General features: G+C 41.0%; 3 protein-coding genes. All 3 read right to left on the reverse strand.

All coding sequences use genetic code 11. From position 1 onward, the window contains the following. On the reverse strand, positions 1–371 hold a 371-nt coding region (locus tag GT674_RS17580; protein ID WP_161286695.1), incomplete at its 3' end, for an RNA-guided endonuclease InsQ/TnpB family protein. Positions 372–385: 14 nt separating this feature from the next. Next, positions 386–1,300: an RNA-guided endonuclease TnpB family protein gene (locus GT674_RS16955; RefSeq protein ID WP_192926078.1), complete on the reverse strand. Its 915-nt coding sequence runs from the start codon at positions 1,298–1,300 to the stop codon at positions 386–388. Continuing rightward, a complete protein-coding gene (locus GT674_RS16960) occupies positions 1,293–1,937 on the reverse strand; it encodes an RNA-guided endonuclease TnpB family protein (protein ID WP_161286696.1) in 645 nt (214 codons plus the stop codon). The genes GT674_RS16955 and GT674_RS16960 overlap by 8 nt, the downstream gene beginning before the upstream one ends. Positions 1,938–2,352 lie beyond the last annotated feature (415 nt).

Genomic DNA, 2,352 nt, shown 5'->3' on the forward strand with positions numbered 1-2,352 from the left:
CTGTAATCCTTATCTGCTGCTTGGTTTTCGCAGCTGTATCCTTCATACAGCAGACTTGCAAAATACTTTCCGGATGGCTCCATACTGACTGTCACTGATTTCAAACGGCAGTTTTCTGCAGGCTCCCTGTGTTTTTTCATGGATATCCATTTTAATTTTGGAAGCCGGATCCGGTTATCTTCTACCAGAATATTTCCGTTGACTACATTTGTTGTATAGCTGTTTTTGGAGTGATGTTTTGACTTGAAACGTGGAAATCCAACCTTAGGATCACGAAAAAAATTCTTATATGCTTTTTCCAGATGGAGCTGAACATTTGCCAGTGCCAGCGAATCAACTTCTTTCAGAAATGGATACGCCTTTTTATACATAGCTGGTGTATTCTTTAACANTTGATTGCTGCATTTCGATCTCTGTCCATCTCATTTCCGCACGTACAGCGGTAAACTCTTTCGGATAATTTCAGCTCTTTTTTTATCTTTCCGCATTTACTGCATTTTTTGCTTGACGGGAAAAAGCGGTCTACCTTTACTAATTCTTTTCCCTTCCAGGCAAGCTTATAATCCAGCATATTCCGGAACATCCCGTATCCATTATCCTGTATACTTTTCCCAAAATGCAGGCACTGGCTCATCGCTTTCATATCAATATCTTCCACCGCAACTATATCGTACTGGTCTGTGATCCTGCGGCTCAGTTTATGCAGATAATCTCTTCTCTGGCTGCGTATTTTTTCATGGCACCTGGCAACTTTCTTTTTCTGTCGCACATAATTGCGGCTTCCTTTTACACATCTCGACAGTTTACGCTGCTCCCTTGCCAGCCTTTTTTCATTTTTTCTGAAGAATCCTGCTTCTTCCATCTCAATCTCTTCTGAAAACACAGCCATCCCCTGCATCGCATAATCAATCCCCAGTATTTTGACATTGCTGTAATCCTTATCTGCTGCTTGGTTTTCGCAGCTGTATCCTTCATACAGCAGACTTGCAAAATACTTTCCGGATGGCTCCATACTGACTGTCACTGATTTCAAACGGCAGTTTTCTGCAGGCTCCCTGTGTTTTTTCATGGATATCCATTTTAATTTTGGAAGCCGGATCCGGTTATCTTCTACCAGAATATTTCCGTTGACTACATTTGTTGTATAGCTGTTTTTGGAGTGATGTTTTGACTTGAAACGTGGAAATCCAACCTTAGGATCACGAAAAAAATTCTTATATGCTTTTTCCAGATGGAGCTGAACATTTGCCAGTGCCAGCGAATCAACTTCTTTCAGAAATGGATACGCCTTTTTATACATAGCTGGTGTATTCTTTAACANTCCTGCGGCTCAGTTTATGCAGATAATCTCTTCTCTGGCTGCGTATTTTTTCATGGCACCTGGCAACTTTCTTTTTCTGTCGCACATAATTGCGGCTTCCTTTTACACATCTCGACAGTTTACGTTGCTCCCTTGCCAGCCTTTTTTCATTTTTTCTGAAGAATCCTGCTTCTTCCATCTCAATCTCTTCTGAAAACACAGCCATCCCCTGCATCGCATAATCAATCCCCAGTATTTTGACATTGCTGTAATCCTTATCTGCTGCTTGGTTTTCGCAGCTGTATCCTTCATACAGCAGACTTGCAAAATACTTTCCGGATGGCTCCATACTGACTGTCACTGATTTCAAACGGCAGTTTTCTGCAGGCTCCCTGTGTTTTTTCATGGATATCCATTTTAATTTTGGAAGCCGGATCCGGTTATCTTCTACCAGAATATTTCCGTTGACTACATTTGTTGTATAGCTGTTTTTGGAGTGATGTTTTGACTTGAAACGTGGAAATCCAACCTTAGGATCACGAAAAAAATTCTTATATGCTTTTTCCAGATGGAGCTGAACATTTGCCAGTGCCAGCGAATCAACTTCTTTCAGAAATGGATACGCCTTTTTATACATAGCTGGTGTATTCTTTAACANTGCTCCCTTGCCAGCCTTTTTTCATTTTTTCTGAAGAATCCTGCTTCTTCCATCTCAATCTCTTCTGAAAACACAGCCATCCCCTGCATCGCATAATCAATCCCCAGTATTTTGACATTGCTGTAATCCTTATCTGCTGCTTGGTTTTCGCAGCTGTATCCTTCATACAGCAGACTTGCAAAATACTTTCCGGATGGCTCCATACTGACTGTCACTGATTTCAAACGGCAGTTTTCTGCAGGCTCCCTGTGTTTTTTCATGGATATCCATTTTAATTTTGGAAGCCGGATCCGGTTATCTTCTACCAGAATATTTCCGTTGACTACATTTGTTGTATAGCTGTTTTTGGAGTGATGTTTTGACTTGAAACGTGGAAATCCAACCTTAGGATCAC

Source organism: Blautia sp. BIOML-A1 (assembly GCF_009883055.1).
Lineage (GTDB): Bacteria > Bacillota > Clostridia > Lachnospirales > Lachnospiraceae > Blautia_A.